Source organism: Streptomyces sp. NPDC028907 (genome assembly GCF_055564995.1).
In genome coordinates this window covers 26,077-52,330 of sequence record NZ_JBVHVE010000024.1, presented here as the reverse complement: position 1 = coordinate 52,330, position 26,254 = coordinate 26,077, and the positions used below count along the sequence as shown (strand labels likewise).

Annotated in this window: 26 protein-coding genes; 19 read left to right on the top strand and 7 right to left on the bottom strand. The window is 72.2% G+C overall.

The features are described 5' to 3' along the window. Window positions 1–4: 4 nt before the first annotated feature. Window positions 5–478 (bottom strand): carboxymuconolactone decarboxylase family protein, encoded by a 474-nt coding sequence (locus ACZ4UU_RS42540; protein ID WP_471908800.1) that lies wholly within the window; start codon window positions 476–478, stop codon window positions 5–7. Between the two features lie 301 nt (window positions 479–779). Here ACZ4UU_RS42540 and ACZ4UU_RS42535 point away from each other — a divergent pair, with 301 nt between their 5' ends. The 5 genes from ACZ4UU_RS42535 to ACZ4UU_RS42515 are packed head-to-tail and all read left to right on the top strand — an operon-like array spanning window position 780 to window position 4,623. After that, complete coding sequence (locus ACZ4UU_RS42535; protein ID WP_062715965.1) at window positions 780–965, top strand: hypothetical protein; 186 nt, start codon at window positions 780–782, stop codon at window positions 963–965. Between the two features lie 25 nt (window positions 966–990). After that, window positions 991–1,692: a hypothetical protein gene (locus tag ACZ4UU_RS42530; protein ID WP_471908799.1), complete on the top strand. Its 702-nt coding sequence runs from the start codon at window positions 991–993 to the stop codon at window positions 1,690–1,692. Then, window positions 1,689–2,633 carry a DUF6895 family protein gene (locus ACZ4UU_RS42525; protein ID WP_471908798.1) on the top strand — a complete coding sequence of 315 codons (945 nt, stop codon included), beginning with the start codon at window positions 1,689–1,691 and terminating at the stop codon, window positions 2,631–2,633. Before ACZ4UU_RS42530 ends, ACZ4UU_RS42525 begins: the two co-directional genes overlap by 4 nt. After that, entirely contained in the window at window positions 2,630–3,550 is a 921-nt protein-coding gene (locus ACZ4UU_RS42520; protein WP_471908797.1) for a DUF6895 family protein, read from the top strand. Before ACZ4UU_RS42525 ends, ACZ4UU_RS42520 begins: the two co-directional genes overlap by 4 nt. Beyond that, window positions 3,547–4,623 carry a serine hydrolase domain-containing protein gene (locus ACZ4UU_RS42515; protein ID WP_471908796.1) on the top strand — a complete coding sequence of 359 codons (1,077 nt, stop codon included), beginning with the start codon at window positions 3,547–3,549 and terminating at the stop codon, window positions 4,621–4,623. Before ACZ4UU_RS42520 ends, ACZ4UU_RS42515 begins: the two co-directional genes overlap by 4 nt. A 91-nt stretch (window positions 4,624–4,714) precedes the next feature. Here ACZ4UU_RS42515 and ACZ4UU_RS42510 read toward each other — a convergent pair whose 3' ends face one another. Next, window positions 4,715–6,091, bottom strand: a complete 1,377-nt coding sequence (locus tag ACZ4UU_RS42510; protein ID WP_471908795.1) for an alpha-lytic protease prodomain-containing protein — start codon at window positions 6,089–6,091, stop codon at window positions 4,715–4,717. A gap of 186 nt (window positions 6,092–6,277) precedes the next feature. On the opposite strand from ACZ4UU_RS42510, the gene ACZ4UU_RS42505 reads away from it, so the two are divergent. The 7 genes from ACZ4UU_RS42505 to ACZ4UU_RS42475 all read left to right on the top strand — a co-directional run bounded on the left by ACZ4UU_RS42505 (window position 6,278) and on the right by ACZ4UU_RS42475 (window position 12,849). Then, the gene (locus ACZ4UU_RS42505) at window positions 6,278–6,727 is read left to right on the top strand and encodes a Fur family transcriptional regulator (protein WP_471908794.1); all 450 of its coding nucleotides are present in this window, start codon (window positions 6,278–6,280) and stop codon (window positions 6,725–6,727) included. Between the two features lie 24 nt (window positions 6,728–6,751). Then, window positions 6,752–8,962, top strand: coding sequence for a catalase/peroxidase HPI (katG, locus tag ACZ4UU_RS42500; protein WP_471908793.1), 2,211 nt, complete (start codon window positions 6,752–6,754; stop codon window positions 8,960–8,962). A 251-nt stretch (window positions 8,963–9,213) separates the two neighbouring features. After that, on the top strand, window positions 9,214–10,320 hold the full coding sequence (locus ACZ4UU_RS42495; RefSeq protein WP_471908792.1) for an NAD(P)/FAD-dependent oxidoreductase: 1,107 nt from the start codon (window positions 9,214–9,216) through the stop codon (window positions 10,318–10,320). 167 nt (window positions 10,321–10,487) lie between these two features. Then, entirely contained in the window at window positions 10,488–11,183 is a 696-nt protein-coding gene (locus ACZ4UU_RS42490) for a hypothetical protein (protein ID WP_471908791.1), read from the top strand. Then, a complete protein-coding gene (locus tag ACZ4UU_RS42485) occupies window positions 11,180–11,467 on the top strand; it encodes a hypothetical protein (RefSeq protein WP_471908790.1) in 288 nt (95 codons plus the stop codon). The genes ACZ4UU_RS42490 and ACZ4UU_RS42485 overlap by 4 nt, the downstream gene beginning before the upstream one ends. Beyond that, the gene (locus tag ACZ4UU_RS42480) at window positions 11,464–12,186 is read left to right on the top strand and encodes a metallophosphoesterase family protein (protein ID WP_471908789.1); all 723 of its coding nucleotides are present in this window, start codon (window positions 11,464–11,466) and stop codon (window positions 12,184–12,186) included. Before ACZ4UU_RS42485 ends, ACZ4UU_RS42480 begins: the two co-directional genes overlap by 4 nt. Before the next feature lie 135 nt (window positions 12,187–12,321). After that, a complete protein-coding gene (locus ACZ4UU_RS42475; protein ID WP_471908861.1) occupies window positions 12,322–12,849 on the top strand; it encodes a hypothetical protein in 528 nt (175 codons plus the stop codon). Window positions 12,850–12,890: 41 nt separating this feature from the next. On the opposite strand, the gene ACZ4UU_RS42470 is transcribed toward ACZ4UU_RS42475, so the two are convergent. Then, window positions 12,891–13,451, bottom strand: a complete 561-nt coding sequence (locus tag ACZ4UU_RS42470) for a hemerythrin domain-containing protein (RefSeq protein ID WP_471908788.1) — start codon at window positions 13,449–13,451, stop codon at window positions 12,891–12,893. A 258-nt stretch (window positions 13,452–13,709) separates the two neighbouring features. Between ACZ4UU_RS42470 and ACZ4UU_RS42465 the strand changes: the two genes are divergently transcribed. The 3 genes from ACZ4UU_RS42465 (at window position 13,710) to ACZ4UU_RS42455 (ending at window position 17,423) form a co-directional block, all read left to right on the top strand. Beyond that, complete coding sequence (locus ACZ4UU_RS42465; RefSeq protein ID WP_471908787.1) at window positions 13,710–14,927, top strand: polysaccharide pyruvyl transferase family protein; 1,218 nt, start codon at window positions 13,710–13,712, stop codon at window positions 14,925–14,927. Window positions 14,928–14,956: 29 nt separating this feature from the next. Next, window positions 14,957–16,408: an FAD-dependent oxidoreductase gene (locus tag ACZ4UU_RS42460; protein ID WP_471908786.1), complete on the top strand. Its 1,452-nt coding sequence runs from the start codon at window positions 14,957–14,959 to the stop codon at window positions 16,406–16,408. A 235-nt stretch (window positions 16,409–16,643) separates the two neighbouring features. Next, complete coding sequence (locus tag ACZ4UU_RS42455) at window positions 16,644–17,423, top strand: SDR family NAD(P)-dependent oxidoreductase (protein ID WP_471908785.1); 780 nt, start codon at window positions 16,644–16,646, stop codon at window positions 17,421–17,423. 29 nt (window positions 17,424–17,452) lie between these two features. Here the strand turns inward: ACZ4UU_RS42455 and ACZ4UU_RS42450 are convergent, their stop codons facing one another. Next, window positions 17,453–18,025, bottom strand: a complete 573-nt coding sequence (locus ACZ4UU_RS42450) for a GNAT family N-acetyltransferase (RefSeq protein WP_471908784.1) — start codon at window positions 18,023–18,025, stop codon at window positions 17,453–17,455. Window positions 18,026–18,054: 29 nt separating this feature from the next. After that, entirely contained in the window at window positions 18,055–18,708 is a 654-nt protein-coding gene (locus tag ACZ4UU_RS42445) for a phosphoribosyltransferase (RefSeq protein ID WP_471908783.1), read from the bottom strand. Window positions 18,709–18,856: 148 nt separating this feature from the next. Here ACZ4UU_RS42445 and ACZ4UU_RS42440 point away from each other — a divergent pair, with 148 nt between their 5' ends. Continuing rightward, a complete protein-coding gene (locus ACZ4UU_RS42440) occupies window positions 18,857–19,309 on the top strand; it encodes a YbhB/YbcL family Raf kinase inhibitor-like protein (protein WP_471908782.1) in 453 nt (150 codons plus the stop codon). Window positions 19,310–19,379: 70 nt separating this feature from the next. Further along, entirely contained in the window at window positions 19,380–19,619 is a 240-nt protein-coding gene (locus ACZ4UU_RS42435) for a hypothetical protein (RefSeq protein WP_471908781.1), read from the top strand. Window positions 19,620–19,681: 62 nt separating this feature from the next. On the opposite strand, the gene ACZ4UU_RS42430 is transcribed toward ACZ4UU_RS42435, so the two are convergent. Next, complete coding sequence (locus ACZ4UU_RS42430; RefSeq protein ID WP_471908860.1) at window positions 19,682–22,591, bottom strand: glycosyl hydrolase 115 family protein; 2,910 nt, start codon at window positions 22,589–22,591, stop codon at window positions 19,682–19,684. Between the two features lie 294 nt (window positions 22,592–22,885). Between ACZ4UU_RS42430 and ACZ4UU_RS42425 the strand changes: the two genes are divergently transcribed. Beyond that, a complete protein-coding gene (locus ACZ4UU_RS42425) occupies window positions 22,886–23,539 on the top strand; it encodes a phosphoribosyltransferase (protein ID WP_471908780.1) in 654 nt (217 codons plus the stop codon). Between the two features lie 8 nt (window positions 23,540–23,547). Here ACZ4UU_RS42425 and ACZ4UU_RS42420 read toward each other — a convergent pair whose 3' ends face one another. After that, window positions 23,548–24,672 (bottom strand): CapA family protein, encoded by a 1,125-nt coding sequence (locus ACZ4UU_RS42420; protein ID WP_471908859.1) that lies wholly within the window; start codon window positions 24,670–24,672, stop codon window positions 23,548–23,550. Window positions 24,673–24,839: 167 nt separating this feature from the next. On the opposite strand from ACZ4UU_RS42420, the gene ACZ4UU_RS42415 reads away from it, so the two are divergent. Then, complete coding sequence (locus tag ACZ4UU_RS42415) at window positions 24,840–26,252, top strand: RtcB family protein (protein WP_471908779.1); 1,413 nt, start codon at window positions 24,840–24,842, stop codon at window positions 26,250–26,252. Window positions 26,253–26,254: the final 2 nt, after the last annotated feature.

The window sequence follows — 26,254 nt, the reverse complement described above, 5'->3', positions numbered from 1 at the left end:
CGGGTCAGCCGAACTGACCGGGCTGGTAGTCCCCGGCGGGCTGCTGGTTGATGACGTTGATGCGGTTGTAGGCGTTGATGACGGCGAGCAGGGAGATCAGCGCCACGAGCTGGTCCTCGTCGAAGTGCTTGGCGGCGTCGCGCCAGGCCTCGTCGGTGACACCGCCCGCGGCGTCGGCGATACGGGTGCCCTGCTCGGCCACCTCCAGCGCGGCGCGCTCGGCCTCCGTGAAGACCGTGGCCTCCCGCCAGGCCGCGACGAGGTGCAGGCGCTGTGCGGTCTCCCCGGCCTGGGCCGCGTCCTTGGTGTGCATGTCGGTGCAGAAGCCGCAGCCGTTGATCTGGCTGGCGCGGATCTTCACCAGTTCCTGGACCGTTTCCGGCAGCGTCGAGTCCGAGAGCAGCTTGCTGGCGGTGTTGATGTGCCGGAGCACCTTGCCCGCGAGGGGGTGGCCGAAGTAGTCGAGACGCGGTTCCACGGTGATCTCCTTGTCGGTGGGCGGGATACACCCAACTGACCGGGCGAATCCGCGATCTGTGACAGCAGGTCGTGTGTGACGTGGGTCTCAGGATGGGTGCGCACGCACCGCGACGCCGAGCATGGTCCAACTGGCCGACAGAACAGATCAGTTGATCCCGGCGCCGTCCGCACGACGGCCAGGGGGACCGGGAATGTTGAAGAAGGGACGTATGTGGCCTTCTGGGAAAAGATGCGGCTTTTGTGGCGATATGGTGATCTGGGTTGTGGAGGCTATGGCTGACCCCAGAGGAGATGGTGATATGCCTTCCGTTGACAAGGCGATCGAAGAGATCACCCACGTCCGGACCGACCTAGAAGCGGCACTCGACCCCGCCGAGCCCGACGGTGTCTACCGCGACAGCCGGGAGTGCGCCGCCCTGGCGCTGCTCTCCGCGGACACCAAGCTGCTGCTGTCCCCGCCGACCCCTCGCCCCAAGAAGGGCTGAGCGGACCCCCGAACGGGAGCAGTGAATGGAGCAGTCAGGCACTTCGGCCCTCTTGCAGGGCGCTGTGCAGGACCTTGCGACCGACGTGGTCTCCGCCCTCCGGGGCGGAGACCACGTGCGCATGTCCGACACAGCCGCGGCGGACGACCCGGAGGGCAGCTTCGCCCTCGCGGCGGTACGCGTGTTGGGAGCAGACCTTCTGCTGCCGCACGTGCTCTTCCCGACTCCGCCCGCCCCAGGAGCACTTACCGCTTTCCGGAACACGGTGGAGGCCTTTCCACCGCGCGCCGACGCGGCACCCACCGTCAGATGGAGCCACTGGGCCATGAGGCGCACCCTCGTACGGTTCGACACGGCCCCGCCCGGCGCGGACGAACTCACGGAACCCGACGCCGCCTGGCTGGACGAGGCGGCATGGCAGGTTCGGACCCACCAACTCGCGGTCCTGGCCCCCCTCGCGGTGCCCGGCGACGACTGCGCGGTCGCCCGCGCCGCCCGGCGTCGGCCGGTCGACGTGGCCCGCGGCTTCGTACGGGCGGTGCGCCGCAGGGACTGGCAGCAGGCGGCCGGCGCGGGACGCTGGCTGACCCTGATGGAAGGTGTCCCGGACACCCTCGGCCTCGAAGCGGGCCTTGACTTCGTGGAACTGATGGGCGGCAACGACCCACGGGTCGCCCTCCAGGTACAGGCGGCGCGGGTCATGCGGGCGGCCGGAGCCCTCGTATGACGGCCCTGGATGTCGGCGGGATCCGGGACGTCGGAACCGCCGCCTTCGCCTGGCTGTCCGCACACCGCGAGGACTTCGCGCTCGGCGAGGACGCGCTCACCGCGGACGGACAGGTGGACGCCACCTGGAAACCCCTCGGAGAACTCGCCCAGACCTGTGCGAGCGTCCGCGCGCACAGCCCGCCCTGGGACCCGCTGCACGCGTGCGCCGCGGACCTGCTGCGGTTCGCCTGGCAGCAGACGGGCCGGGGAGAACTGTTCCGCAGACTCCAGCGGTTGGAGCCGTTCGCGACGTACCCGCTGGAGGTCTACTCCGTCTTCGCGTCGGCCGGACTGCGCCACCCCGGATACGAGGCCGCCGCCGCGACGACGGCCCGCACCCGGGGCTGGCGGCTCACCGAGCAGGACCCGACCCGCCGGCTCGGCGTGCTGAAGGCCGAGCGGCGCAGCGGCATCCACCGGCCGGAACCGGACGAACCGACGCTGCGGCGCACCTGGCTGGGCGGCCTGCCGGAACCCTGGACGTTCGAGCGCTCCTCCGGGTACGCGCTCACCCACGTCGTCTTCCACCTCACCGACTGGGGCCGCACCCCCGAGGGCGTCCCCGCCGACCTGGCCGCCTATCTGGCGCACTGGCTGCCGCCCTGGCTCGACACCTGCCTGGACGCCGGGATGTGGGACCTCGGCTGCGAACTGCTGGTCGTGGCCGCGAGCCTGCCGGCCCCGCCCGACCCCGCGACCCTCCAGGACTCCTGGACCCGGATCGCGCGGGCGCAGCTGGACTCCGGCGCGCTCCCGCAGCAGGCGGCCTTCCAGGGGGAGGCCGGAGCGGACCCGGAGCCGGGCTTCCTGCACTGCTACCACTCCACGCTCATGGCCGCCTTCGCCGCGGCCCAGACCGTCACCTGCCTGAGCCGCGAGGCCGAAGGAGTGCCCGGATGACCGACACCCGTCTGATACACACCGTCGGCGTGCGAGCCCTGGAATGGCTGTGGGCCCATCGGGACGGATTCCGTCTGGAACCCGACGTCGACCCGGAAGTGGGCTTCCTGGAGCGCTTCAAACCGGTCGGCGAACTAGCCCTGATCTGCCGGGTGCTGTTCCGTGAGGGCGTGGCCGGGTCACGGCAGGCCGAGCTGGCGCGCAAGCTCCTCGACCACACCTGGCGGCACACCCTGGACGGCGGCCGCATGCTGGTACGCGGCCAGCGCATCGAACCGCTCTCCCCGATCCCCTTCGAGGTGTACCTGCCGTACAAGGAACTGGGGTACAGCGAGCCCGAGGTGGAGCGCGCCACCGTCCTCTACCACCGGACCAACAGCTGGGCCGCCCTCGAACTGGACCCGACCCGGCGCCTCGGACTCTCCGCGTTCCAGCGCCGGTTCGGCCTCACGCCCTCCATGCCCGAGGCGGACATCGTCGGCTCCACCTGGCTGGGCCGCACGCCCGAGCCCTGGACGGTCGGCGGGCACATCGCCTACGACGTCACCCACACGGTGTTCCACCTCACCGACTGGGGCGAGCACCAGGGCGGCCTGCCGCCGGACATCGCCGACTACCTCGCCATGTGGCTGCCGGTCTGGATCGACGACTGGCTGGACCTGAAACGCTGGGACCTGCTCGGCGAACTCCTCGTGGTCGACGCCTGTCTGCCCCGCCCCACCCTCGACGAACGGGCCTGGGAGGGCTTCGCCGCCGCACAGCAGGCCGACGGCGCCATGCCCGCCGTACGCGAGATGCCGCAGGGCGAACCGGACGAGCTGTTCGACATGATCTACCACCCCACGCTGGTGGCCGCCTTCGCCTCCGTGCTGGCGACCTCCCGCGCCCTGACCGAGCTGACCCACGTCGCCTCATGAGCGGCCCTTCCCTGCCCTGGCCGGGCATGGCCGACGACCCCGAGCAGGCCCGGCCGGAGGGCCCGCCCGGTGACGACACGCTGAGGGAGCGTCTGGAGCGTGCCGTCGACGCCGTCGACGCACCCGACGCCGTCTTCGCGGTCTCCCGGCACGGCCGTCGCACCCTGCACTGCGGCGGCACCGCCGCGCCTCCTCCCGTCGCGCGGCAGGACCTGCGCTACGAGATCGGTTCGGCCACGAAGACGTTCACCGGCCTGCTGCTGGCCCGGCTCGTCCAGCGCGGCCTGCTGACCGGCGGCGAGTCGGCGGCCGCCTGCCTGGCACCGGGCCGGCGCACCGACCCCGCCCCCGTGACGCTGGCCCACCTCATCACCCACACGGCCGGACTGCCCGGCCTGCCGGCCGACTTCTACGTACGGGCGCTCCCCGCCTGGGGCACCAACCCGTACGGCCGCTATCCGGCCGAGCGGGTGAGGGAGGCCTTCCTGCGGCACCGCCCGCGGCACCGGCCCGGAACCCGGTGGCACTACTCCAACTTCGGTGTCGCCATACTCGGCCACGCGCTCGCGGCGGCAACCGGCACGGCCTGGGAGGAACTCCTCGCCGCACAGCTGCTGCGCCCGCTCGGCCTCAGCGGTACGGCCCTGCGCGCCGAGGACCCGAAGACCGACGCCGTCGGGCACGGCAAGGACGGGCAGACTCCCACCCTCGCCTTCGACGCGGGCGGCTTCGAGGCGGCCGGTGCCGTCCGCGCCACCCCGCACGACCTGCTCACGTTCCTCGAAGCCCACCTCGACCCGGCCGGCACCCCGTGCGCCGACGCACTGCGCGCGGTGCGCACACCGGTCCTGCGGCGCGGCCTCGGGCACCGGCACGTGCACACCATGGCGTGGTTCCGACATCCCACGGACGGCGGCCCGATGTATTTCCACAGTGGTGCCACCCTCGGTCAGCAGGCCTTCCTGGGCTTCCGGCCCGACACGGGCACGGCCCTGGTCGCGCTGTGCACACGCCGCTTCCGCGCGCACGACCCGTTCGTCGCCACCGCGTACGCGTTCCTGGCGGAGGAGTAGCGCGGAGGGAGGGCGGAGGGCGGGCCGAGTGAGGCGTGCGGTGCGGGGGCTGAGTCTCCGCACCGCACGTAGTACGACTCCTGCGACCCGCCTACATCTTCTGCCACAGGGCCGGAGTGGCGACCGGCGACCACCTGCCCTGCGCCTGGTGCGTCTGGAGGCACTGGTAGCGCACGCCCGCGTGGGTCACCGTGGCGCCGGCCTCGTAGACCCGGCCCGCGGCCCAGGTGGCGGCGGCCCCGTTGTCCTGCGGAGCGGAAGCGCCCTTCTGGGCCGCCGCGGTCTTCAGGACCAGGCCGAAGTCGCTGAGGATCGGGTTGATCGGCTGGTAGAAGGTGGTACCGCCGTCCGTGCAGTCACCCGAGCCGCCCGAGGTCACACCCTGGGCCTGGGACCCCGAGAGGTACGGGCCGCCGGAGTCACCCGGCTCGGCGCACACCGTGGTCTCGGTGACGCCGTCCACGGTGCCCTGGGAGTAGCTGACACTCGTGTCGTGCTGCTCGATGGTGCCGCAGTGCCATCCGGTGGTGGAGCCGGAGCGGCAGATCGACGCCCCGACGAGCGCCTGGACCGATCCGGTGACCTGCGTGCGCTCGCCGTCCTCGCCCTCCACGTCGGCCGTGGCGGTCCAGTCGCTGTTGACGCCGACCCAGGACATGTCCTTGCCGGGGAACGTGGACGACTGGAACGTGCCCTGTGCGGCCATGTTGGATCCGGTGGTCGAGTCGCCCTGGTCGCCGCAGTGACCCGCCGAGGCGAAGCCCTGCTGGTCGCCCTTGGTGACGGAGAACCCGATGGAGCAGCGGGCGGTGCCCTCGATGTAGTAGGCCTGGCCGCCGACGAGGTCGGCCAGCAGCCGGGGCCGTTGCGCCGACACCCGGATCCCGACGCCCTCGTCCTGGACGCCGGCGGACTTGATGAAGGCGGTGGCCGCCGCCCGCTTGGTCGCCTGGACGACGACCCGGTTCGTCGGTACGTCGACGTACCAGACCGGTGTCTCACGCGTCTTGACCCGGTCGGCGGCCTTGTCCAGCTTCTCCTTGACGGCCCGCAGCTCGCCCAGCGTCCGCTTGACGACCACGGCCTTGGCGCCCTGGGCCCGGATGGCGGACACGTCGGAGGCGCGCGTGGTCGCGACGGTGAGTTCGGCCGCGGTCGTCCCCCGCAGCCAGGCCCCCGCGAAGCGCTCGCCCAGTGAGTTGCGGAGCCGACCGGCACGGACGCCCGCCTCCGCCTCGTTGACCAGCCGGTCGGCCGCCTGCCCCGGCTTCAGCTTGAGGTCTCGCTCCAGTGCCCGCAGCACCGCCTTGGACGGCCGGTCGGCACCGAGGGTCTGCGCGGCGGTGGACGCGGGCACCGGCGCGGGGGGCGGCCCGGCCGCCGCGGCCGAGGTGACGCCGCTGAGGACCAGGGCGCCGAAAACGGTCAGGGCGGTGCGGCGGCCAGCCGCGGTATGTCTGCCGAGCATGCGATGTACCTCCATCGAGTACAGGGGATTGCGACCAATCCAGGCCTTGACAGAAAGGCATGACTCGATGTCGGAAAAGATGATTTTTCGCGCTTTGGGGGGTGTGGGCAGAGGCAAGTACGGCCGCCAAAGCTTCATCGTTCGTTTTCTTGAATCATTCGTGTTTAGCAAGGTAGGTTGTCTGCCATGACCGCATCCCAGACTCCGACCCCCGCCGAGGAGCTCCGCGGTGCCGGCCTGCGGGTGACGGCTGCGCGAGTCGCGCTGCTGGAAGCCGTCCGGGCCGGTGACCACCTCGGTGTCGAGGCCATCGCCTCCGGGGTGCGTGATCGCGTGGGTCATGTCTCCCTGCAAGCGGTGTACGAGGGCCTCCACGCACTCACCGCGGCGGGACTCGTCCGCCGTATCGAACCGGCCGGGAGCCCGGCCCGGTTCGAGGGGCGCATCGGCGACAACCACCACCACATCGTGTGCCGGTCGTGCGGTGTCGTCGCCGACGTCGACTGCGAGGTCGGCGAGGCACCCTGTCTGACCGCGTCCGACGACCACGGCTTCACCATCGACGAGGCCGAGGTCATCTACTGGGGCCTGTGCCCCGACTGTTCCACCGCCAACAGTGCACCCCGAGCACTGTGATCCACCTAGTTCGGAAGGTTTCCCATGGCTGAGAACCCCGATGCGATCGTCACCGACGCGAAGACGGAGGGCACCGGCGGCTGCCCCGTCGCGCACGATCGCGCCCCCCACCCGACGCAGGGCGGCGGCAACCGTCAGTGGTGGCCGGAGCGGCTCAACCTGAAGATCCTCGCCAAGGACCCGGTTGTCGCGAACCCGCTCGGCGAGGAGTTCGACTACGCCGAGGCGTTCCAGGCCCTTGACCTGGCGGCCGTGAAACAGGACATCGCCGAGGTGCTGACCACCTCGCAGGACTGGTGGCCCGCCGACTTCGGCAACTACGGCCCGCTGATGGTCCGGATGGCCTGGCACAGCGCCGGCACCTACCGCATCAGCGACGGTCGCGGCGGTGGCGGCCGCGGTCAGCAGCGCTTCGCGCCGCTGAACAGCTGGCCGGACAACGGCAACCTCGACAAGGCCCGCCGTCTGCTGTGGCCGGTGAAGAAGAAGTACGGCCAGTCCATCTCCTGGGCCGACCTCATGATCCTCACCGGTAACGTAGCCCTGGAGACGATGGGCTTCGAGACCTTCGGCTTCGGCGGCGGCCGCGCCGACGTCTGGGAGGCCGACGAGGACGTCTACTGGGGTCCCGAGACCACCTGGCTCGACGACCAGCGCTACACCGGCGACCGCGAGCTGGAGAACCCGCTCGGCGCCGTCCAGATGGGCCTCATCTACGTCAACCCGGAGGGTCCCAACGGCAACCCGGACCCGATCGCCGCGGCCCGCGACATCCGCGAGACGTTCCGCCGGATGGCGATGAACGACGAGGAGACCGTCGCCCTCATCGCCGGTGGCCACACCTTCGGCAAGACCCACGGCGCCGGCCCCGCCGACCACGTGGGCAACGACCCCGAGGCCGCCTCCATGGAGGAGCAGGGCCTGGGCTGGAAGTCCACCTACGGCTCCGGCAAGGCCGGCGACGCGATCACCAGTGGTCTGGAGGTCACCTGGACCACCAAGCCCACCCAGTGGAGCAACGACTTCTTCGACATCCTCTTCGGCTACGAGTGGGAGCTGACGCAGAGCCCCGCCGGCGCCAACCAGTGGGTGGCCAAGGACGCCGAGGCGATCATCCCCGACGCCCACAGCGACTCCAAGAAGCTGCCGACGATGCTCACCACCGACCTCTCGCTGCGCTTCGACCCGATCTACGGGCCGATCTCCAAGCGCTTCCACGAGAACCCGGCCGAGTTCGCGGACGCCTTCGCCCGCGCCTGGTACAAGCTGACCCACCGTGACCTGGGCCCGAAGTCCCTGTACCTCGGCCCGGAGGTCCCGGCTCAGACGCTGCTGTGGCAGGACCCGCTGCCGCAGGCCGAGGGCGAGGCCATCGACGCCGCCGACGTGACGGCGCTCAAGGCCAAGCTGCTCGCCTCGGGCCTCACGGTCTCGCAGCTCGTGTCCACCGCGTGGGCGTCGGCCTCGACGTTCCGCGGCAGCGACAAGCGCGGCGGTGCCAACGGCGCCCGTATCCGCCTGGAGCCGCAGCGCGGCTGGGAGGTCAACGACCCGGACGAGCTCGCCCAGGTCCTGCGCGTCCTCGAGGGCGTCCAGGCCGAGTTCAACTCCGGCGCCAAGAAGGTCTCCCTGGCCGACCTGATCGTCCTCGGCGGTGCCGCCGCGGTCGAGAAGGCCGCGAAGGACGCCGGGTTCGACGTGACGGTCCCCGTCACGACGGGCCGTGTGGACGCCACCGAGGAGCACACCGACCCGGAGTCCTTCGCCGCGCTGGAGCCGACCGCGGACGGCTTCCGCAACTACCTCGGCAAGGGCAACCGCCTGCCGGCCGAGTACCTGCTGCTCGACCGGGCCAACCTGCTCACCCTGAGCGCCCCCGAGCTGACCGTCCTCGTCGGCGGCCTGCGCGTCCTCGGCGCCAACCAGGGCGGCTCGCAGCACGGCGTCTTCACCGAGACCCCGGGCAAGCTGACCAACGACTTCTTCGTCAACCTGCTCGACCTGGGCACGACCTGGAAGTCCACGTCCGCCGACCAGACCACGTTCGAGGGCCGTGACGCCTCCGGCGAGGTCAAGTGGACCGGCACCCGTGCCGACCTGGTCTTCGGCTCCAACTCCGAGCTGCGCGCCCTCGCCGAGGTCTACGCGAGCGACGACGCGAAGGCGAAGTTCGTGAACGACTTCGTCGCGGCGTGGGCCAAGGTCATGGACCTGGACCGGTTCGACCTCGTCTGATCCGCGTCTGATCCACCCCGCACCGAACGTCCGGGCCGGCCCCCACGGGTCGGCCCGGACGCTTTTCGCCCCGCCTCGGCTCCTCACGGCGCGCACCCTTCACAGAACGCACACCGGGCCCCATCAATTCTTTATGTTTCAAGCGCTACGCTCGTCGAAAGGGGAGTGGCCAGAGGTGGCCGAGTGGCCGAAAGCGGCCCGCCCGCCGCGCCACTCGCCCCTCCTTCCCCCACCAGCACAGGAGACTCGGCGTGCTCGACGGCGACGTAGTGGTGATCGGCGGCGGCTACGCCGGCGTCCGTCTCGCCAAGCGACTGGACACCACGGCACGGGTCACGCTGGTGGACCGCAAAGAGGTCTTCTTCCACCGCATCGCCTCCCTGCGCGCCGGAGTGCGCCGGGAGTGGTCGCACAGCCCGTTCATCCCGTACGACCGCCTGCTGCGCAACGGCCGCGTGGCCGTCGGCAAGGCCGTCCGCGTCGACACCACCGAGCGCCAGGTCGTCCTCGCGACGGGGGAGCGGCTCCCGTACGACGTCCTGGTGATCGCCACCGGAGCCGACTACCCCGAACCGGCCCGCTTCGCCGGCACCACCGCCGAGGAAGCCGCGAAGGCCTTCGCCACGCACCAGCAGCACATCGCCGCCGCCGAACACGTCCTGATCGTCGGCGGCGGCCCCTCCGGGGTCGAGCTCAGCGCCGAGATCCGCCTCGCCCGGCCGGACGCCCGGGTCACACTCGCCCACTCCGGGCCCGAACTGCTGCACGCCACGGGCAGCGTGCGGGCCGGCCGCAAGGCGCGCGGCTGGCTGGAGGCCCACGGCATCGACGTGTGGCTGGACGCCTTCATGTCCCCCGGCAACGACTTCGGCACCTACCGCGACACCCGCGGCAACATCATCGAGGCCGACCGCTCCTTCTGGGCGACCGGCACCACGCCCAACACGCTCTGGCTGCGGCTGGCCGGGCACGGCGACTGGCTGAACCCATCCGGCCATGTGAGGGTCGACCAGGCCCTGCGGGTCCAGGGATGGCTGGACGTGTTCGCGGTCGGCGACGTCAACGACGCCACCGAGGTCAAGATCACCCCTGCCGCGCTCGCCCAGGCCGACCTGGCCGCCCACAACATCCGTGCCTACCTGAACAGCGCCGGGAAGCACCGCAAGGAGCCCCGCTTCTACCGGCCGATCCACCGCACCCCGCTCATCGTCCCGTTCGGCCCCGCCGACGGGGTGACGATGCTGCCGGTGCCTGGCGGCGAGACCGCGGTCCTCGGCGGCCGTACCACCACGCTCGCCAAGGCGAAGAACCTGATGACGCCCTACATGAGGCGCCAGCTCGGCTACACGGCGGCGTAGGCGCCCCACTGGGCGGGCCGCCGTGCGGCGTCGTTCGACCGCGGCGCCGTCGTGGCTGGTCGCGCGGTTCCCCGCGCCCCTTCAGGGCGCGCGGTCGAAACCGGGCAAGCCGGGTACTCGGAGCCTTCACCGAGCCCCGGCCGGACCGGGTGGGGAACGGAGGCGTGATGACGAGGAACCGGGAGAACACGGCGCCCGCTCGGCAGCCCGGATTTCCCGAGCTGCGCCCGGTCGGGGACAGCCCGGTCGAGCCGACCTCGCGGGATGCGCGCCCGCTGAACAGCCAGGAGCTGCCCCAGGACCGCAGTCAGGCGATCCTCGAGGCGGCCAAACAGGTCGGCGCGCTGCTGAAACGCAAGGGGCACACCTTCGCGCTGGCCGGCAGCGTGGCCGTGTACGCCCACGGCGGGAGCGGTCACCTCCAGCACGACGCCGACTTCTGCGTGCGCCGCTCCGACGCCGAAGCGGTGGCCGGCACACTGACCGAAGCCGGCCTCACGGTCCGCACGCCGCCGGAGGACTGGCTGATCAAGACGACCTGCTTCGGCCAGGAGGTCGACCTCCTCTTCGAGATGGCCCACCGCCCCGTCACCACGGACGTCCTGGCCCGGGCGCAGGAGATCCCGGTCGACTCGGTGCTGATGCCCGTACTGGCGCCCACCGATCTCATGCGCGGGCTGATCCAGGCGTTCTCCGAGCACTACTGCGACTTCGGGCCGGTGCTCGCCGCGGCCCGGGCCCTGCGCGAGAAGGTCGACTGGGAGGACGTACGACGCTCCTGCGGGGACGAGCCGATGCCCGCCGCGTTCTTCTTCCTCCTGGAGCGGCTGAACGTGATCTCCGCAGGGGAGGAGCACCGATGAGCGGACCCGGCACCCGGCCCGCCCAGGGCACGGGCGGCGCGCGGAACCTGGACTATCTCGTGGCCCACCTCACCGACCACCTGGCCGCCGGGCCCCTCGGGGAGCTGGGCGTGCGCATCGAGATCCGCGGCGAGGCGATCCTGCTGACCGGCACCGTGCCCTCCGCACAGTGCCGCGACGACGTCCTGCGCAGCGCCCGCGCGGAACTGCTGGGCCACCCCGTCCACTGCGACATCGTGGTCGCGGACAACGCCGCGCCCGACCATGCGGAGGAGGTCGAATGATCCGGATCGCGGCCGTCGGGGACATCCACATGGGCCCCGAGAGCCAGGGCGTGCTCCGCCCCTCCTTCGAGACCCTGCACGAGAGCGCCGACGTCCTGCTGCTCGCCGGGGACCTCACCCGGCACGGCACCCCCGAGGAGGCCCAGGTCGTCGCACGGGAGATCAAGGACCTCGCGGTCCCCGTGGTCGCGGTCCTCGGCAACCACGACCACCACGCCGACCGCGCCGAGGAGGTCACCGCCATCCTCCAGGACGCGGGCGCGCGGGTCCTCGAAGGACAGGCCACCGTCGTGGACAACGACGGCGCGCGCATCGGCGTGGCCGGCACCAAGGGCTTCGGCGGCGGATTCGTGGGCCGGTGCGCAGGCGAGTTCGGCGAGCCGATCATGCGGGAGTTCGTCCGCTACTCACGTCACCGTGCCGACACCCTGCGGGCCTCCCTGGAGGAACTCCGGGACCAGGACTGCGACGTACGCGTCGCCCTCACCCACTTCTCACCGGTGCCGGACACCCTGTCCGGCGAGCCTCTGGAGATCTACCCGTTCCTCGGCAGCTACCTGCTGGCCGAGGCCATCGACACGGCGGGCGCCGACCTCGCCGTCCACGGCCACGCCCACCTCGGCACGGAGCACGGCATGACCAGCGGCGGAGTGAAGGTCCGCAACGTCGCCCAACCGGTGATCGGCCGGGCGTTCCACGTCTACCACCTGGCGCGCTGAACCCGCGCCGCCGGGCGTTGGGGAGGTGTGGGCCAAGCCACGCCGTTCGCGACGCCAAAGGCATGTCGGCGGGACGGGGTGCCGGGCTACCGTTTGGGGGATTCCGTGCCCGCCAGTACCTCGGACGGCCCCGCAGTGCTCGCAGATCTCTCCCCGCTCATCGCGGCCACCACCCAATGGCTGACGCGTTCCTACCCTGCGTGCGGCGGCGCGCTCGCCGCCGCGCTGGGCGAGGTACAGGCCCGGCAGGCCGTCACGGTCGCGGCCTGGCTGCGCTACCCGACGCCGACGGACGCCGCACTGGTCCAGATGGCCGGGCCCGGCGGCTCGGCCGCGCTGGACTGGATCACCGGCGCGGACGCGACCGCGCACGACGAGAGGGACGACTTCGCCTGGCGCACCTGGGTGGACGAGGTCGTGGCCAGCTGGGCGGCCTGTCTGCTCACCGACGACGAGCTGGCCCGGCTGGCGGTCGCCGCGATCGCCGACGGCGGCCGTACGACCGATGTGCCGGTCGAGTTCCGCCGCCTGGTGTCGCCCGACGCCCGGGACCGCGAGGCGGCCGCCCTCCTGCGCCACCCGGACCTCCTCGCCCCCGTGGCCGGCCTGCACCGCCCCGCACTCCACGAACGCCTCGACCCGGGCCGGGCGCTCATCGCCTGAGGCCTGCCCGGCTCCGGGTTCCCGGGGACGTACGCCGAGGGTCAGTCCTTGCCGCGTCCCGTCAGCGCGTCCCGCAGACGGTCGACCAGGCCGGCGCCCGGCGCCAGCAGCTTGTTGGCCGGCGGCTTGTCCGGGGCCGACGGGTGCGGGCGGGTCGGCGCCAGCTTCTTCGCGTGACGCACCTTGTCACCCAGGTCGTCGAGCGCCTCCGGGGGACAGGCCGCGCGCAGATCGGGGAAGAGGTTCTGCTCCTCGTCGGCGATGTGCGAGCGGACCTCCGTCATCAGCATCCCGATCAGCCGGTCGAACTCCGCATCGCCGGCGTCGCAGCCCTCCAGGTCCTTCATGATCTGCTCGGCCTTGGAGTGATCCTCGATCTCCCGGTCGGCGATGGCGTCCCCGCCCGCCAGGTGCTCCCGCACGGCCGGGTACAGGTACATCTCCTCGGCCACCGAGTGCCGCACCAGCTCCATCGTGACCTGGTCGGCGACCAGCTTGCGGTCCTTGTCGCCGTACGGAAGCGCCTCGATCCGGCCGAACATCTCCTCCACCTCGCGGTGATCGGTCACCAGCTCGTCGATGACGTTTCCACCATGACCCATGGTCTCCACCTCCAGAACGGGGCGGCGGCCCGGACGGACCCGCCGCGGCCCCCGAGTGCCCGCGCGCGAGGGGCTCACACGAGGGGCGGCGGAAACGACGGGCGGTGCGGGAGCGCCCATACTGGTCCGAGGTGAGGTTTCCGCCGAAAGGCCCGGGCAACCCGGGGCGTGCCGTCCCCGACGCCCACACGACGCGTTGCCGTCCCCCCCAACAGACCCCCTGCGGGCCCGCCCGTCTCCTGCGAACGGGAGTTCCGGATGACGATCAACCCGCCCCCGTCGCCCGTCCCGGCGGAGCCGCGGATCGGCCTGCTCGGCTCCTACGGCGGCTGCAACATCGGCGACGAAGCGATTCTGATGTGTGTCCTGAGCTGTCTGCGCGCCCACCGCCCGCACGCCCGGCTCGTCGTCTTCGGCCGCAACGCCGGCCACACCCGCGCCCATCGGCCGGAGGCCGACGAGGCCGTCGACTGGGAGGGCGTCCCGCAAAGACCACTCCTCGACGCCCTCGCCGGACTGGACCTGCTGGTGCTGGGCGGCGGCGGGATTCTCTACGACGGTGAGGCGCGCCGCTATCTACGGCTGGTGAAGGCCGCCCACGAGCGCGGCGTGCCCACCTTCGCCTACGCGGTCGGCGCGGGGCCGCTGAGCGATCCGGACGACCGCGAGGCGGTCCGCACCGTGCTGCCGGAGATGACCGAGGTCGTCGTACGCGACGAGGAGTCCCGGCTCGTCCTGGAGGAGGTCGGAGTCGAGGGCGAGCTGACCGTCACCGCCGACCCGGCGCTCCTGCTCACCCCGGAACCCTTCACCGAGCAGATGATGCGCCACGAAGGCCTCCCGCTCGACGCCCGGCTCATCGGGATGTCCGTACGCGAGCCCGGCCGGGCGGCGGAGAAACTCGACGAGGACGGCTACCACGCCCTGCTCGCCGAGGTCGCCGACTTCCTCGCCCGGCGCCTGGACGCACACGTGGTCTTCGTTCCGATGGAACGCCAGGACGTCCGGCACGCGCACGGTGTGCTGTCCCGGATGAGCGCCCCGGACCTGGGCCGCATCCTGCACAACTCCTACAGCCCCGGCGAGATCCTCGGCTTCATGAGCCACCTGGACATGGTCGTCGGCATGCGCCTGCACGTCGTGATCTTCGCCGCGCTGGCCGGCCTGCCGGTGCTGCCGCTGCCGTACTCCGGCAAGGTCTTCGACTTCGCCCGCCGCACGGGAGCGCCCGAGCTGGTCGGTGTGGACCGGGAGCAGGCCGGACTCCTGCTCGCGGAGGTGGACCGGCTCTGGGACGAGTTCCCCCGGCGGCAGGAAGACCTGAACACCCGGGTCCAGGAACTGCGGACGCTGGCCCGAGAGACCTGCGCCCGCTGCGGAGCCCTCCTCGACACGGTCGACGGCGGCGTGCGGCACGACGCACCGCGCGCGGACCCGAACCTGATCCTCACCCGGGCTCCCGGACGGCCGACCTGAGCAACCGAACCCCGTCGACGGGAGAAGCGATGCCGATCCTGGAACCACCTCGCCCCGCCACGACCGTCACCCTGCCCCCGCGCGCCGCCCGTCACGGCGGCCGCACCGACGTCCTGGTAGTCGGCGGCGGCCCGGCCGGCACCGCGGCGGCCTACGCGGCGGCCGACGCCGGCGCCGACGTGGTGCTGGTGGAGCGGTACGGCTTCCTCGGCGGCAACGCCACCGTGGCGCTGGTGATGCCGCTGATGTCGTTCCACAACGAGCAGAAACAGGCCGTGTTCGACGCGAGCGGAACAGCCGGCCGGCTGCTGCCCACCGACCACGGCGAGGGCGAACCGGTGGTGGCCGGCTTCCTGTGGCTCCTGCTGGACCGGCTCACCGCACGCGGCGGCTGCGTCCCGCCGTCCCCCCACACCGGCTACACGGTCCCGTTCGACCCCGAGCTCTACAAGCTCGTCCTCCTCGACCTGCTCGACGAGTCGGGCGTGCGCATGCTGTTCCACTCCTTCGCCTCGGCCGCGCTGCCGCTCGACGACGGCTGGCGGGTGGTCTTCGAGACCAAGTCGGGGCCGGTCGTGATCGACGCCGCAGTCGTCGTCGACGGCACCGGGGACGGCGACATCGCCGCCGCCGCGGGGGCCCCGTACGAGATCGGACGGCCGGAGGACGGGCTGGTGCAGCCGATGACGCTGATGTTCCGCGTAGTGGACTTCCTCCAGCCGCGGTTCACCGAGTACGTCAGCGAGCACCCCGACCAGTGGCGGGGCGTCCACGGACTGTGGGACCTCGTCCGGGAGGCCACCGAGGCGGGCGAACTGCGACTGCCGCGCGAGGACATCCTGCTCTTCGGCACCCCGCACCCGCACGAGGTCAGCGTCAACAGCACCCGGGTCACCCGCGCGCTCGGCACCGACGTGTGGGACCTCAGCCGGGCCGAGTACGTCGCGCGCCGCCAGATGGACCAGATCGACCGCTTCCTGCGCCGCCGTGTCCCGGGGTTCAGGACGTCCTACGTGGCGCAGAGCGGTGTCCAGATCGGCGTCCGGGAGACCCGTCGCATCCTCGGCGACTACCACCTCACCGGCCATGACATCCTCGCCGCGCGCTCCTTCCCCGACGCCGTCGCGCACGGCGCCTACCCGGTCGACATCCACAACCCCCGGGGCAGCGGCACCGTCCTCAAACGGGTCCCGCGCGGGCACTTCTACGACATCCCCCTGCGCTGTCTGCTGCCCACGGACACCGACCGGCTGCTCGTCGCCGGACGCTGTATCTCCGGCTCGCACGTCGCGCACTCCTCCTACCGCGTCATGCCCATCGCGATGGCCACCGGCCAGGCGGCCGGCGTCTGCGCCGCGCTGTCCGTCCGGCTCGGCCGCAGCCCCCGCGAGGTTCCCCATCACCTGGTCCAGCGCGCGCTGGTCCGACAGGGCGCCCATCTGCGCCTGGAGCCCCGGGACCCCGTGCCGCAGCGGCCCTGACGACGACGCCCTGAGCGCCGGCGCCGGGGGCGGGCCGCCTAGGGGGTGCTTCGAAAGTCCCGCACAGCACCCGCGGCGCCCGGCACGCTCCCCCAGAGGGGGCACCCCCACTCGCCGCACCGGCCGAAACCCCAAGTACGTCCAGTACGAGGGCTTTCGTCCGGCACGCCGAGAGCACGCACCGGACACCGCGGGCACCGCACAGGACTTTCGAAACACCCCCTAGGGTGCGTACATGACGTCGCAGGCATATCTCTCCGAACTGTTCTCGCTGGAAGGCCGGGTCGCCGTGGTGACCGGTGGCAGCTCCGGCATCGGCCGGGCCATCAGCGAGGCCCTCGCCCGCGCGGGTGCGAGGGTCGTCGTCGTGGCCCGCAGGGAGGCGGAACTGGCCGCGACGGTGGGGGAGTTGGAGGACCAGGGCGGCCGGGCGGCCTGGGTGAGCGCCGACCTCGGCACGCGTGAGGGGGTGCGGTCGGCGGCCGAGGGGGCCGTCAAGGCGTTCGGTGAGCCCGACATCCTCGTCAACTGCGCCGGGATCAACCTGCGGCCGCCGATCGGCGAGCTGGGCGAGGACGTCTGGGACACCACGATGGCCGTGAACCTGGAGGCACCCCATCTGCTGGGGCAGCGGTTCGGGCCCGGCATGGCCGAGCGGGGCTTCGGGCGGATCATCCACATCACCTCCCAGCAGGCGCACCGGGCGTTCGTCCAGAGCGGCGCCTACGGCGTCTCCAAGGGGGCGCTGGAGTCGCTGGCCCGCTCCCAGGCCGAGGCCTGGTCGCCGTACGGCGTCACCTGCAACACGCTCGTGCCGGGCTTCGTCATGACGCCCCTCAACACCCGTCTGTCGTCCGACCCCGAGAAGGTCGCGGCGCTCGCCGCCCGCACGATGATCGGTCGCAACGGCCTGGCCGAGGACTTCGCCGGCGCGGCGGTGTTCCTCGCGAGCCGGGCCTCCGCCTACGTCACCGGGCAGTCGATCTTCGTGGACGGCGGCTTCTCGGTGCACTGAGCCCGGCAGACGGCCCCTGTGCCCGACCGTCAGCGCAGATCGAGCCGCATCAGGATCCGGGGATGACCGGCCAGCACGGAGGTCGTGTCGGCGGCGTGGACGAAGCCGGCCCGTTCGAAGTTCTTGCGGATCCCGGCGTACGCCATCGTCAGGTCGACCCTGGCGTCACCGTTGTCCAGGGGGTACGCCTCGATCACCGGGGCGCCCCGGTCCCGGGCGAAGTCGACCGCGCCGGCGATGAGGGCGTGTGTGATGCCCTGCTTGCGGTGGCCCGGGCGGACGCGGATGCACCACAGCGACCACACCGGCAGGTCGTCGACGTGCGGGATCTTGCGGTTGCGTGCGAAGGACGTCGCCGAACGCGGCGCAACGGCGGCCCAGCCGACCGGTTCGTCACCGTCGTAGGCGATCACTCCGGGAGGAGGATCGGCACGGCAGAGCTCGGCCACGTACTCACCGCGGGCCGGCCCCAGCAGCTCCCTGTTCACCTTCGACGGGATCCGATAGCTCAGACACCAACACACGCTGGCCGTGGGCGACTTCGGGCCGACCACGGCACGGACGTCCTCGAAGACCGAGGCAGGGCGAACTTCTATGACCATGGCACCACCCTGGCACAGGGATCCGAGGATCAGGCCGTGGCGTGGAACGCCTGGAGCGTCTCGGCGGCCCGGGCCTCGGGAATCCGGCCGAAGTCCTCGTACCACTCGCCGACCGTGTGGAGGGACTGCGGCTGTTCGAGGCAGACCAGGTCGTCGCACTCGGGGCGGAGCGCCGTCGTAGTCCGGGGGCTGCCGACGGGGACGGCGAGGATCAGGCGGGCCGGGCCGTGGCGGCGCAGGAAACGGATTGCCGCCGTGGCGGTGAGGCCGGTGGTCAGCCCGTCGTCGACCAGGACGACCGTGCGGGCGTTGATGGACGGGAGCGGGCGGTGGCCGCGGTAGACGCGCTCACGGCGGTGCAGCTCCCCCCGCTCGCGTGCGACGACGTCGCCGAGCCGGTCCTCGGACAGATGCATCATGGCCAGGCTCTGCCGGTCGTACAGCGGCGGATCGTCCGCGACGATCGCCCCGATCGTCGTCTCCGGCCGGATCGGTGTGGAGATCTCGCTCGCGACCAGCACGTCCAGCGGGGCGCGCAGCGCGCGCGCCACCTCGGCGGCGACGGGCACCCCACCGGGCGGCAGGGCCAGCACGAGCAGATTGACCAGGTCACCGGAGCCGGCCCACTCGACCAGTCGCAGGGCGAGCTCCTGCCCGGCGTGAGTACGGTCGCGGAATGCCACAGCGCGCTCCTTGCTCGAAGATCGGCGCAGGCGCCGAGTTCCCGGCGGGCGGACGGCGAAACGGGGCGGGGCACCTGCCGCGAAGGGGTTCGCGCAGGCCGGTCCGGCGTCGCGTGTGGCCCGCGTCCGGGTGGGTACTGCGGCGCGCATGACCGACATCGAACTCAAGAGCTCCGCGTTCCACGACCACGAGATGATCCCGCGCCGGCACGCCTGGGAGGGCGAGAACCTCTCCCCGCCTCTGGCCTGGTCCGGAGTGCCCGAGGAGGCGGCGGAGCTGGCCCTGCTGTGCGAGGACCCGGACGCGCCGTCGGGGACGTTCGTCCACTGGCTGGTCACGGGCATCGACCCGCACGCGCAGGGGCTGCCCGCCGGCCGGACCACCCCGGGCAGTCACCCGCACACCAACGGCTTCGGGGAATCCGGGTGGGGCGGCCCGCTGCCACCGGTGGGCGACGACGCGCACCGGTACTTCTTCCGCCTGTACGCCCTCCCCGGTCCCGTCTCCATCCCGGAGGCGCCCACGGCCGTCGAGGCCCACAGGGTGCTCGACAAGCAGCAGCTGGCCAGCGGAACCCTCGTCGGCCTCTACCAGCGCTGAGCGTCGATCCGGGCCCGTTCGCCCGGTGCGCCGGGCTGCGTTCCGGCCGCGCAGAGCGCATGGTGGTGTCATGAGCACGCGTCCCCCCGTGGTGGTGCTGCCGCCGGCGTCGGACGGCGGGCGTCAGGTGACGATCCGCGGCGAGCCGACGGGCACCGCATACAACCTGTTCGACGTGATGGACCTGGTGCACCGCGCGGGCCTGCCCGGCAAGGACCAGGCCGTCGACGACCCCGAACTGATCGAGTGGCGCGGCGGCGGCCCCTACGACTGGAACGCCCCGGAACCGCCCGATACGCCGAACGGGTGAACGCGCGCGGCGCCACCCGAACGGGACCTCCACCTCACGGAGGACACACCGGCAGGGCCGTCTCAGTGGGGCCGTAGGCCCGCCGCCCGGTCCGGGGTGGGGTTGAACTCCGCGTGGTAGCTCTCCGGCGGCGCCAGATAGCTGACCGGCAACCCGCCGGTGTCGATGACGATCTGGTCCACGGCGATGCCCGGATCGACCATGAAGATCCGCAGGACATGCTCGCCGGGCTCGTCCACCGTCATCCTGGCGGTCAGCTTCTCGACGCCGTCCTCCACGTTGCGGGCCCAGGCGTCGCCCCGGTTGCCGGTGGCCACGGACTGGCCCGCGAGGACGGTGGCGGGCTGTTCGTCGAGCGCGACGGCGAGTCGGCGGTGGCCGCGCTCGTCGAGGGACGGCAGCCGGAAAACGGTGACCGGGAAGGTGCCGGCGCGGTCGAAGCGCACCCGGTACCGCAACTCCGGCGCCCTGGTGGCGAAGTCGGCGGTCACCGCAGCCGCCGTCGTCGGCACCGCCTCCAGAGCGCCGGTACGGCGGCCCAGTCCGCGCACCTCACGCCAGCCGGCCCCGCCCCGCGCCACCCGGCGCTCGGTGTGCACCGCGTCGATGGAGACGTACCCGTGGGCCGCCACGAACCCGCGCGCCCGCCGACGCGCCCGCTCACCGTCGTTGACCACCCGCAACGGCACCTCGATCCGCTGCCCGGCCCCACTCACGGCGACCGTGGCGTCGTCGTACGTCCCCTCGGGCATCCGCGCCCAGTCGATCTCCACCCACACCCTCGTCTGCTCGGTGAGAGAGCCTCCCGCCGAGCTCAGCAGCACCCACGGGTGGCTCGCCTCGGCCGACCAGTCGAGGGGCAGGAAGCCGGTGTTGAAGACATCGACGAAGCGTCGGTCGCGGGTGTAGGAGGAGAAGGACAGCGGGCGGCCCGCCCCGGTCTCGTTGCCCTCGGCCGCCACGCCCAGCCCCGAGGTCTCCTGCCGGGCGATCCGTGTGACGGCCGGGCGGCCCGGCGCCTTCGGGATCTGGGAGGGGTAGGGATTGACGATCCCGTCCCACTTCCCGCCCGCCACCTCGGTGTTGTACCGCTTGGTGAGCGCCGCCTCCTCGGCGTGGACCGCCTCGGCCAGGTCGGCGAAGCGATTCGTCCCGGCCCCGCGTCCCTGCCGCACCGCGAGCGCGTTGCGGTCCGCCCAGTAGTACTTCAGGTTCATCAAGTACGCCCCGCGCACCGGGTACTCGACCAGCTCGAAGAAGGCGTCCCGGTACTGTTCGGGCACCTTGGCCCCCACCGCCCGCACGCGTGCGAGCAGATGCTCGTACGCGGCCATGCGGCGGCCCGCCTCGTCCCCGTGGTGGATCACGGAGAACACCCCGGGGTCGATGAACTCCGGGCGCCGCTCGGCCGCGAGCCGGTAGTACTCGGTACGGATCGCGGCGATCTCCCGGCCGTACCGCCGGCCGAACTGCCGCCCCGACCACTCGGCCAGGAAGTCGCCCACGTCCTCGGCGCCCCACCGGTCCACGTCCCAGGCCATGTCCATGCTGAACGACAGACCGGTCTCGATCGACTTGACGTCACCGACGTTGAAGATCCACATCCGGTCGACGCCGTGCTCGTACACCCGCCGCAACTCCTGCCAGACCTTGGCGAGTTGGGTGGTGTCCAGCCACAGATAGCTCTTCGGGCGGCCCCAGTAGGACAGGTGGTAGTAGATGCCGTTGCCGCCGGCCCGGGCCCGCTCGGCGTCGTTCGGCAGCTGGCGCATGTTGCCGTGGTTGTCGTCCGGCCAGATCAGCGTGATGTCGTCCGGGACCTGGACACCGGCGTTGTACAGCTCCAGGACCTCCTTGTACGGGATGAAGATCTGCGGCTCGGCCGCCGCGCCCACCTCCTCGGCGAGGATGCGGCGCTGGTCGGCGATGATGTCGTTCATCACCGCCACCTTCTCCGGGATCGTCGTGGCGTACTTCGTCTCCAGCGCGCTGTCGTGCAGCCCGCGCATCCCGATCGTCCAGCTGCTCTCGTACGACGCGTTCTGTCTGGCCCGGGCTCTCCAGTAGTCGGAGATGACAGCCGGGTTCACCGTGTAGTCGTACACCGGCGGGGTGCCGTCCGCGCCGGGATGGTCCTTGGCCCACGGCTCCCACTCGTGGACGCCGTTGCGCAGCAGGGCCTCGGGGTGGCTGGAGCCGACGACGATGCCGTAGCGGTCGGCGAGTTCGGGGTTCTCGCGATGCTTGTTGAAGAAGTCGGAGTACGGATGCATCGCCGGCCACAGGTAGTTGGCCTTGAGACGGAGCAGCAGCTCGAAGACGCGCTGGTAGGTCTCGGGGCCGATGTTCTTGTCCGGCTCCTGGGTGCGGTGCGACCAGGTGGTCAGGTTCTGCTCGTCGTTGATGAAGACGCCCCGGTAGCGCACCGACGGCTCGTACCGCTTGAGCGGGCCCGCGGGGACCGTCACGGTCTCCCGCCGGGGCACGGGGACGTCGGCCCACCAGTACCAGGGGGAGACCCCGATGCGCTCCGAGGTGTCGTAGACGCCGTAGACCGTGCCGCGCCGGTCGCTGCCCGCGATCACCAGGGCCCGCTCGACCCCGGGCAGCGGACGCTCGACGACCTGTGTCACGGACGCCTCCCAGCGTCCCTTCACCCGGGAGACGTCCAGCCGCCCCTGGGTGACGAGCCGGTCGACGACCGGACTGGCGCCCAGCGTGCCCACGAGCACGAGCGTCGCCGCCGTCTCCGGCAGCGTGTGCCGCAGCACCGGCCGGAGCCCGCTGACCCGCTCGACGTCCGCCTGGAGGTCGCCGGCCGCGCGGATCACGGCGGGGTCGTCCGCCGCGTCGACGTACAGTTCCACGGCGGTGCCGCCCCGGACCAGCGGGAAGTCGGGCCGGTCCGCCGCGGCCCGGGCGGCCGTGGGGAGGACGCCGGGAAGCAGCGGGGCGGCTCCGACGGCGGCCATCCCGCGCAGGAAGGACTTGCGGGACCAGGGCCGGGACGGGAGAGGGTGGGGGTGGGGGGTCTCGTGGTGCGGCACGTGACGCTTCCTTTCCGCGCATGGCTGAGGGGCGTGGTGCGAGGGAACGACGTGAAACGTGCTTGGCATGGGCAGGCTAGAAAGCGCTTGCCATCCGGAACCCTAAGCCAGTCCCGTCCGAGCGGTCCAGACCCCTGTGGCGTCGGCCGCCGCACGAGCCCCGTGGTGTGTCCGGTACCGGTGGGTGGGGTACGCGGCGACGGACGGAAGGGGAGACCCATGCAGTTCCGTGACCGCAAGGAGGCCGGACGGGAGCTGGCGGAGCAGTTGCGCGTCCGGCAGGAGAAGGGCGTCCTTCCGCATCCCGTGGTCCTCGCGCTGCCCCGGGGCGGTGTCGCGGTGGCCCGGGAGATCGCGCGGGAGTTGGAGGCCCCGCTGGACGTGCTCGTCGTACGCAAGATCGGGGCGCCGTTCCACGAGGAGTTCGGGGTGGGGGCGCTCGCGGGCGACGACCCTCCGCTGTTCGACGAGCAGACGCTGTACCGGCTGGGGCTCAGCGAGGCCGACCTGGCGCCGGTGGTGGAGCGGGAACGCAGGGAGCTGCGGCGGCGCGAGGAACGCTATCGGCAGGGCCGGCCCGCGCCGCGCCTGCGCGACCGTACGGCCGTCGTCGTCGACGACGGCGTCGCCACCGGCTCGACAGCACGCGTCGCCCTGCGCGCCGTACGCAACCAGGGACCCGGGCGTCTGGTCCTGGCCGTACCGGTGTGCGCACCGGAGGCGGCCGCGGAACTGCGGCTGATCGTCGACGAGTTCGTCTGCCTGCACCAGCCGAGGCTGTTCAGCGCGGTGGGGGAGTGGTACGAGGACTTCGGCCAGCTGACGGATGCCGATGTGCTGGAGGCCTTGCGGGGTGGGGAAGGGGCGCGCTGAGGTCTGGTTCAGGGGGCGGCGTGGGCGGCGGTTTTCCGCAGGGCGAGTGTGCCGTCCGGGTCCAGGCGGACGTGGGCGCCGTGGCTGACGCGGTCGAGGGTCGTGCGCAGCCAGGCGCGGTCCTCGGGCGGGGCGGGCTCCAGGCGCATACGGCGGGCGAGCAGGGGGACCATGCGCAGGTCGGCGAGTTCGCCCGTGTCCGCCGCCAGCGTCACGAAGTAGGCGACGCGGAGGTCGTCGCGGTACTGCTCGTAGCCGGGGATGCCCTCGTAGTCGTCGATGAAGTCGCCGCAGCCGTGCAGGATCAGCCGGTCCCGGTGGACCTCGACGGGGCGGGGGTGGTGCGAGGAATGGCCGTGGACGACGTCGGCGCCGCCGTCCACCAGGGCGTGCGCGAAGCGGCGCTGGTCACGGGGGACGAGGTAGCCCCAGTTGGAACCCCAGTGCACGGACACGACCACGAGGTCGCCGGACCGCTTCGCCTGCCGGATGTGCCGGACCACGGCGGCGGCCGTGGCGGGCGTCGGCTCGGGCAGGTAGGCGACACCGGGCAGATCCGCCGTCGCCGCCCAGCTCGCGGGGACGCCGCTGGTGCCGGCGCCGAGGGCGAACACGAGCACGCGGCCGCCGTGCCGGAGCGGGAGTGCCACGGGGGCGTACGCCTCCTCGGCGTCGCGCCCCGCGCCCGCCGTCCGCATGCCCGCTCCGTGCAGCACGTCGAGGGTCTCCTCCAGGCCCGCGACGCCGAAGTCCCGCACATGGTTGTTGGCCAGCACGCAGACATCCGGGCGGGCCACCCCGAGGGCGGGCAGATTGGCCGGATGCATGCGGTAGTGGACCGCCTTGCCGGGCTCGAAGGCGTCGCTGCGCGTGATGGACGTCTCCAGATTGACGATCCGCACGTCCGGGCCGACCGACTCCAGCAACGGCAGCGCCTCGCCCCACGGCCAGGACGGGTCGACGGGCGCCGGGATCGATCCGCTGACCGCCTCCGCCATGCTCACGTAGGACCGGGCGTCCGTGACGTACCCCTCCCGCAGCTCCGGCTTCCCGGGCCGGGCCAGGATCTGGTCGACGCCGCGTCCCAGCATCACGTCACCGCAGACGAACAGCGTGACCGTGCCGCCGTTCATGTCTCCACCGTACGGGCTGGGCCGGGCGAGGGCGTACGCCCGGGGCGTCGAGACGTCCGTGCCCGTCGCCGCGTCCTCCGCGTCGCCCGGCACGGTACGGCGCGGCCCGTGCGGGTACCCCGCACCTGCGACGCCGGATGTCCGAGGCCTGGGTGCGGGAGGACGTCATGGAACTGGTCCAGGAAGCTTCCCACCGCTTCCGTATCGACCCGCACGGTCCGATGCGGGTGCCGGGCGTGGTGTTCGCGTCACGCAAGCTGTTGAGGGACGCCGAGAAGTCGTTGGAGCAGGTGGCCAACGTGGCCACGCTGCCGGGCATCGTCGGTGCCTCGTACGCCATGCCCGACATCCACTGGGGCTACGGCTTCCCCATCGGCGGCGTCGCCGCGACCGACGTGGCCGACGGCGGGGTCGTCTCGCCCGGCGGCGTCGGCTTCGACATCTCCTGCGGAGTGCGCCTGCTCACCGCCGACGTCGACCCCGACGGACTGGCGTCGGTGCTGCCCGCCGTGATGGACGGCCTGGACCGGGCGATCCCGCGCGGCGCCGGCCCCGGAGGGGTGTGGCACCTGACCGGCCCCGGGCAGCTGGAGCGGATCCTGCTGGGCGGCTCCCGGTACGCGGTGGGGGAGGGGCACGGCGAGGAGCGCGACCTGACGCGCTGCGAGGACGGCGGGGCGGTGGCCGACGCCGACGTGGACCAGGTGAGCGCGCGGGCGCGGGAGCGCGGGCTCGGCCAGGTCGGGAGCCTCGGCTCGGCCAACCACTTCCTGGAGGTGCAGCGCGTCGACGAGGTGTACGACGAGCCGGCCGCCGAGGCCTTCGGCATCGCCGTCGGCCAGGTGTGCGTGATGATCCACTGCGGCTCCCGCGGCCTCGGCCACCAGATCTGCACCGACCACGTCCGGCTCATGGACCGCGCGATGGCCCGCTACGGCATCAAGGTCCCCGACCGCCAACTGGCCTGCACCCCGGTCGACTCACCCGAGGGGCAGCGGTACCTCGGCGCGATGGCGGCCGCCGCCAACTACGGCCGAGCCAACCGCCAGTTGCTGTCCGACGCGGCCCGTGTCGTCTTCCGGCGCGCCGCGGGAGCCCGGCTGTCCCTGGTGTACGACGTCTCCCACAACCTTGCCAAGATCGAGCCCCACCCGGTCGCCGGAGCGCGCCGCACGCTCTGCGTCCACCGCAAGGGCGCGACCCGCGCCTTCCCGCCCGGCCATCCGGACCTGCCCGACGATCTGCGCGACGTCGGCCAGCCGGTGCTGATCCCGGGCACGATGGGCACCGCCTCGTACGTCCTGGTCGGCGTGGCGGGCGGGGACGCCTTCTTCTCCACCTGTCACGGCGCGGGCCGCGTCCTCAGCCGTCATCGCGCCGCCCGTGCGGTGGGCGGCCGGGAAGTGCGGGCCCGGCTGGAGTCCGCGGGCATCGCGGTCCGCCCGCGTTCCCTGCGCGGCCTGTCGGAGGAGACGCCCGAGGCGTACAAGGACGTGGGCGAGGTCGTGGCCGCGAGCGAGGGCGCGGGACTGTGCCGGACGGTGGCCCGGCTGGTGCCGTTGGGGGTGGTGAAGGGCTGAGC